The following is a 5,258-nucleotide window of genomic DNA, read 5'->3' on the forward strand; positions in this document are numbered from 1 at the left end:
GCGCATCATCAACGAGCCGACAGCAGCCTCTTTGGCCTACGGCTTGGACAAGCGCAACAACGAGACCATCCTCGTCTTCGACCTGGGCGGTGGCACTTTCGATGTGTCCATCTTGGAAGTGGGGGATGGCGTTTTCGAGGTGAAATCCACCAGCGGCGATACGCAGTTGGGCGGCGATGACTTCGACAAGAAGATCGTCGATTGGATGGCCGAGCAGTTTAAGCAAATGGAAGGGATCGACCTGCGGCAAGACCGGCAGGCGCTGCAACGGCTAACGGAAGCTGCGGAAAAAGCCAAGATCGAGCTGTCCAGCGTTTCCGAAACCACCATCAACCTGCCCTTCATCACTGCCACTGCCGATGGGCCCAAACACCTGGAGCTGAAGCTCTCCCGCGCTCAATTTGAACACCTCTGTGCCGACCTGCTGGAGCGCTGCAAGGGGCCGGTGGAACAAGCCCTGCGGGATGCCAAGCTCACCAAGGCCGACATCAACGAAGTGGTGCTGGTGGGGGGATCCACCCGCATTCCGGCGGTGCAGCGGCTGGTGAGGGAGCTGCTGGGCAAAGAACCCAACCAAAGTGTCAACCCCGATGAGGTGGTGGCGGTTGGGGCGGCCATCCAAGCGGGTGTGCTGGCGGGCGAAGTCAAAGACGTGCTGCTGCTGGATGTCACCCCCTTGTCCTTGGGGGTGGAAACCTTGGGCGGCGTGGCCACCAAGCTCATCCCGCGCAACACCACCATCCCCACCCGCAAGTCGGAGATCTTCTCCACTGCCGAAGATGGGCAGACCTCTGTGGAAATCCACGTGGTGCAAGGGGAGCGGGAGCTGGCCCGCGACAACAAATCTCTGGGCCGCTTCAAGCTGGACGGGATCCCGCCGGCCCCCCGCGGTGTGCCGCAGATCGAGGTCACCTTCGACATCGACGCCAACGGCATCCTCAAGGTGACGGCCAAAGACAAAGGCAGCGGCAAAGAGCAGAGCATCTCCATCACCGGCGCCTCTACTTTGGATAGCAAAGAGGTGGAGCGCATGATTGCTGAGGCAGAAAAATACGCTGCCGAAGACCGGGCCCGCCGGGAGAAAATTGAGCGCCGCAACAAGGCCGACTCGCTGGCCTACCAAGCCGAGCGGCAGTTGAAGGAGTTGGGCGACAAGATCTCCTCCAGCAAACGCAGCCAAATCGAGACTCTGGTGCGAGAACTGCGGGAGGCCATCCAGCGGGAGGACGACAGCGCCATCCAGAGCAAAGAGCGGGAGCTGCAAGAGGCTCTCTACGCCATGAGCAGCGAGCTGTATCAACAGCCGGGGGCCTCCTCTGGCCCCACTCCCGGCTCAGGGAAAACCTCCGGCGGCAGCGATGATGTGATCGATGCCGACTTCACCGAGAGCAAGTGACTGCTCAGGGATCCCTCCGTGGGCCGCGGGCCCAGGGCGGATCCCGCCTTACTTGTAGCGCCGATAATGAGGAGGGACGGGATGGGCGATGGCGTCTAGCCCGCCTCCTCATTTTCTTCAGTAGGTCGGAGGGAAGGAGCCCTTGCCGGGGACGCCTAGCCTCGTGGTTTTCTGCCCACTCTCAGCGATTTGCCTGCGGACGCCTCCATGCAAAACTTTAAGGACTACTACAAGATTTTGGGGGTCAGCAAAACGGCCACTGCCGATGAGGTGAAACAAGCCTATCGGCGCCTAGCCCGCAAGTATCACCCAGATGTCAACCCCAACGACAAAGCGGCTGAAGAGAAATTCAAAGACATTAACGAAGCCTACGAAGTTCTCTCGGATCCCAGCAAGCGCAGGCAATACGACCAATTTGGCCAATACTATCAGCAGGGCGGGTTTCGCTCCAGCCGCGATGCCTACACCTACAGCAGCAGCCCCTTCAGCCAAGACTTTGGGGGGAGCGGATTTGGGGGGAGTGGCGTCGATTTCAGCCAATTTGATGATTTTCAAGACTTCATCGATCAACTGCTGGGCCGGGTGCGCAGCCAAACCACAGACCGCAGCAGCGGATTTTCGGGATCCACTGGCAACACCAGTTACGATGCTGAGGCCACCATCCAGATCAGCATTCCAGAAGCTTTTGAGGGGGGCAAGCGTCGCCTGCGGGTGGGCGGGGATCGCGTGCTCGAGGTAAACATCCCGCCGGGAATTACGCCAGGGAAGCGGATTCGCCTGCGCGGCCAAGGCCACCCCAACCCCAACGGCGGTGCCGGTGATCTGTACCTTAAAATTGAGCTGAAAGACCACCCCTTCTATCGCCTAGAGGGATTCGACGTTTACTGCGATCTGCCCATCAGCCCCAGCGAAGCGGTTTTGGGCGCCCAGGTGGAGGTGCCCACCTTGGAGGGGGTGGTGAAGCTGCGGATCCCACCTGGCATGCAGCCGGGGCGAAAGTTGCGGCTGGCGGAAAGGGGATTTCCCAAAGGCAACGGAGAACGGGGGGATTTTTACGTGGTGGTGCAGATCCATTTGCCCACCCAGATCTCCGAAGAAGAGCGAGAACTTTACGAAAGGCTGCAGCGGGTTCAATCCTACGATCCCCGCGCCACCCTTAAGCTCTAGCATTGATATTCTCCGATATTCTCCCACGGCCAAAGCCTCAAGATTCTTGACAAGCGCTCCGCGCCGCCTGAAAGCAGGAAGCCGCCCTTCTAGCTTGCTTCCGGTAGCGGTAGGGCGGGGCTGGAGGCCCAGCCTTGGGGTCAAGATGGGGTCCTGCTGGAATCTGGTTGCGTCGGCGGGACGGGAGCTGCATTTGCTTCCAGAGGTTCCTGACGAGAGCATCCCTGGCTCCATTGCAGTTGCCGCAGGATCCCGCGCAACAAGGCCACCTCGGCTACGGTCAGGCCGGCTCGCTGGAACAGGGCGCGAAACTTGAGCATTTTGCGGCGGGCTGTGTGGGGGTGCAGGTAGCCAATTTGCAGCAACAGCGCTTCTAAGTGGTCGAAAAACCCCTCCAGCAGCTCGAAGGGGGCAAGCCTTTGAGGCGAGGGCATAGGAGGAGCAGGGGAAGGGCTCTGGCAGACGAGGGTGTACAGCTCATAGCAACAAATGGCCACGGCTTGGGCCAAGTTTAAAGAGGGATAGGTCGCATCGGTGGGGATCTGGATCTGGCGATGGCAAAGGGCCAGCTCCTCGTTGCTCAAGCCGCGATCTTCGGGGCCAAACACGAGGGCGGCAGGGCCGGCGGCCAGCAGAGCGGGAAAGGCTTGGCGGGGGGACTGAATTTGCCATTCGGGTGGGTAGGTTTGGCTGCGCCCCGTTGTCCCGAAAACCTGCACACACCCTTGCAGGGCTTCGGGCAAAGTTTGCACCTTCCGGGCTTGATGGAGCAGGTCTGCCCCATGCACGGCTGTGGTGATCGCTTCCATATCGAGGGGATCGCATTGGGGATCCACCAGCACCCACTGCCTGAAGCCCATGTTTTTCATCACGCGGGCAATGGCGCCGAGGTTGCGCGGCCCAGCCGGCTGCACCAATACAAGCCGTACCTGCGCCAGTTGTTCAGGGCCAGAGTGGGGTAATATCGGCATCAGGTTGGGATCCCCCAGAGTGCCTAGAGTAGAGAAGAGGAGCTTGATTCTGTCATAGATTGCATCCATGGGATCCGCATACCGTTGTTGGCTGAGCTTGATTTGTCTGGTGTTGGTGGGATGCTGCTGGGGATCCCCGGCGTTGGCTGCCCATTCGTTGCCCTCCACAGTGGCAGAGGCGGCTCAGGTGTCGCCCCAGCTCGCTCGCGATGGGGGTATAGAGCACCTTTCCCTGACCGTAGCGCGGCAGCGGCTGGAAGCCATTGCCGAGGCCATGCGCTCGATTCGCCTGTGCAACCGGCCCAACTGCCGCTACCGAGATATCGCTGTGGACGTGTGGCCTGTGGACATATCCATCCCCAATGGTGGTGCCGAGCCGTTCTACGAGGGCAGCATCGACGCCATTATCGACCGTCCTTCCGGCAGCTTGGATAAAGCTCACTACCGGCTGCAGTTTCGCCAGGGGCGCTGGCAGTTGCTGGGGGGCGAAGAGGTGTCCGATGTCTCTTCCTTTTTCTTTGAGGGAGATACCTACGAGGTGTTCAGCGCCTACGGCACCCGCAGCCACAAAGCCAAGTTGGCAGATGCCAGCAGCAACCTGCGCGTGGGCTATCGGGAGCTGTATTACCGCGTTTTCGACCAGGGCCAAGAGCGTTTGCACTAGCGCTGCGGAGCACGATGAGAGGCCGGCAACACACCTTAGCCAGCTCTATTGCCCTAGAAGGCGTTGGCCTGCACACCGGCCTGCCAATTGGCTGCAGTCTGCATCCAGCTCCTGCCGGCAGCGGTCGGGTTTTTGTGCGGGTGGATCAACCGGGATCCCCTGAGATCCCGGCTCGGTTGGGATCCCTGGCCCCTGCCCATCTCTGCACCCTGTTGCAGCAGGGATCCCCCTCTGTTCAAGTGCAGACGGTGGAACACCTGCTGGCCGCCCTTTACATCCTGGGCATTGACAACTGCCGCATCGAGGTGGAGGGGCCGGAGCTGCCGATTCTGGATGGCTCTGCCCTGCCCTTTGTAGAGGCCATTGCCCAGGCCGGGATCCAGGCCCAAGATCAGCCGGCCCTGCTGGGGGTGATCCAAGAACCGGTCACTGTCTGGGCGGGGGAAGCCTTTGTCAGCGCCCTCCCCCATCCTACAGCCCGCTTTACCTATGGCATCGATTTTGCCGATTGCCCGATTGGAGAACAGTGGCTGAGCTGGAGGGAGAACAGGCCGGATTTTGTCCAGTCCATTGCGCCGGCCCGCACCTTCGCCCGCCAGCAGGATGTGGAGCTGGCCCGGGAACGGGGGCTAATCCAGGGGGGCAGCCTGGAAAATGCCATTGTCTGTAGCCAAACCGAGTGGTTGGGGCCATTGCGCTACCCAGATGAGCCGGTGCGCCATAAGCTGATAGATTTACTAGGAGATCTCAGCCTCCTGGGCTGCCGACTGCAGGGGCACATTGTGGCCTACAAGGCGGGCCATGCCCTGCACCACCGTTTGGCCGAGCAGTTGCTCAAGAGTGGATCCCTGCTGATCCATGAAGAGTGAGGGGGAGCAAGGGATCCGGTTGCGCAGCAACAACCCTGCCATCCTCAGTTGCGAGAGCGGTGCGGAGCACTTGTCTTCAAGGGGATCCCCAGGGTGGGATCCGCTTCATTCCCCTCCTTTCCGCAGCTCCCTGGGTGCTCTTTTGGCTGAGTTCTGGCCTGCCGTCCTGATACATTTACGCTGAACACTGC

At 60.7% G+C, this 5,258-nt stretch carries 5 protein-coding genes; 4 read left to right on the forward strand and 1 reads right to left on the reverse strand.

What is annotated here, in order from left to right:
* Positions 1-1,396, forward strand: a 1,396-nt coding sequence (dnaK, locus tag NW818_RS04335; RefSeq protein WP_414423927.1) for a molecular chaperone DnaK, incomplete at its 5' end; no start/stop codon positions are given.
* Between the two features lie 207 nt (positions 1,397-1,603).
* A complete protein-coding gene (locus tag NW818_RS04340) occupies positions 1,604-2,563 on the forward strand; it encodes a DnaJ C-terminal domain-containing protein (protein ID WP_414329479.1) in 960 nt (319 codons plus the stop codon).
* Positions 2,564-2,703: 140 nt separating this feature from the next.
* On the opposite strand, the gene NW818_RS04345 is transcribed toward NW818_RS04340, so the two are convergent.
* Positions 2,704-3,603, reverse strand: coding sequence for an RNA methyltransferase (locus NW818_RS04345; protein ID WP_414423928.1), 900 nt, complete (start codon positions 3,601-3,603; stop codon positions 2,704-2,706).
* Here NW818_RS04345 and NW818_RS04350 point away from each other — a divergent pair.
* Together NW818_RS04350 and lpxC are read left to right on the forward strand one after the other, a co-directional pair.
* Positions 3,602-4,198: a hypothetical protein gene (locus NW818_RS04350; protein ID WP_414423929.1), complete on the forward strand. Its 597-nt coding sequence runs from the start codon at positions 3,602-3,604 to the stop codon at positions 4,196-4,198. The genes NW818_RS04345 and NW818_RS04350 overlap by 2 nt on opposite strands.
* A 14-nt stretch (positions 4,199-4,212) precedes the next feature.
* On the forward strand, positions 4,213-5,067 hold the full coding sequence (gene lpxC, locus NW818_RS04355; RefSeq protein WP_011434326.1) for a UDP-3-O-acyl-N-acetylglucosamine deacetylase: 855 nt from the start codon (positions 4,213-4,215) through the stop codon (positions 5,065-5,067).
* Positions 5,068-5,258: the final 191 nt, after the last annotated feature.

It is taken from the genome of Synechococcus sp. R6-5 (genome assembly GCF_047461775.1).
Classification (GTDB): Bacteria; Cyanobacteriota; Cyanobacteriia; order Thermostichales; family Thermostichaceae; genus Thermostichus.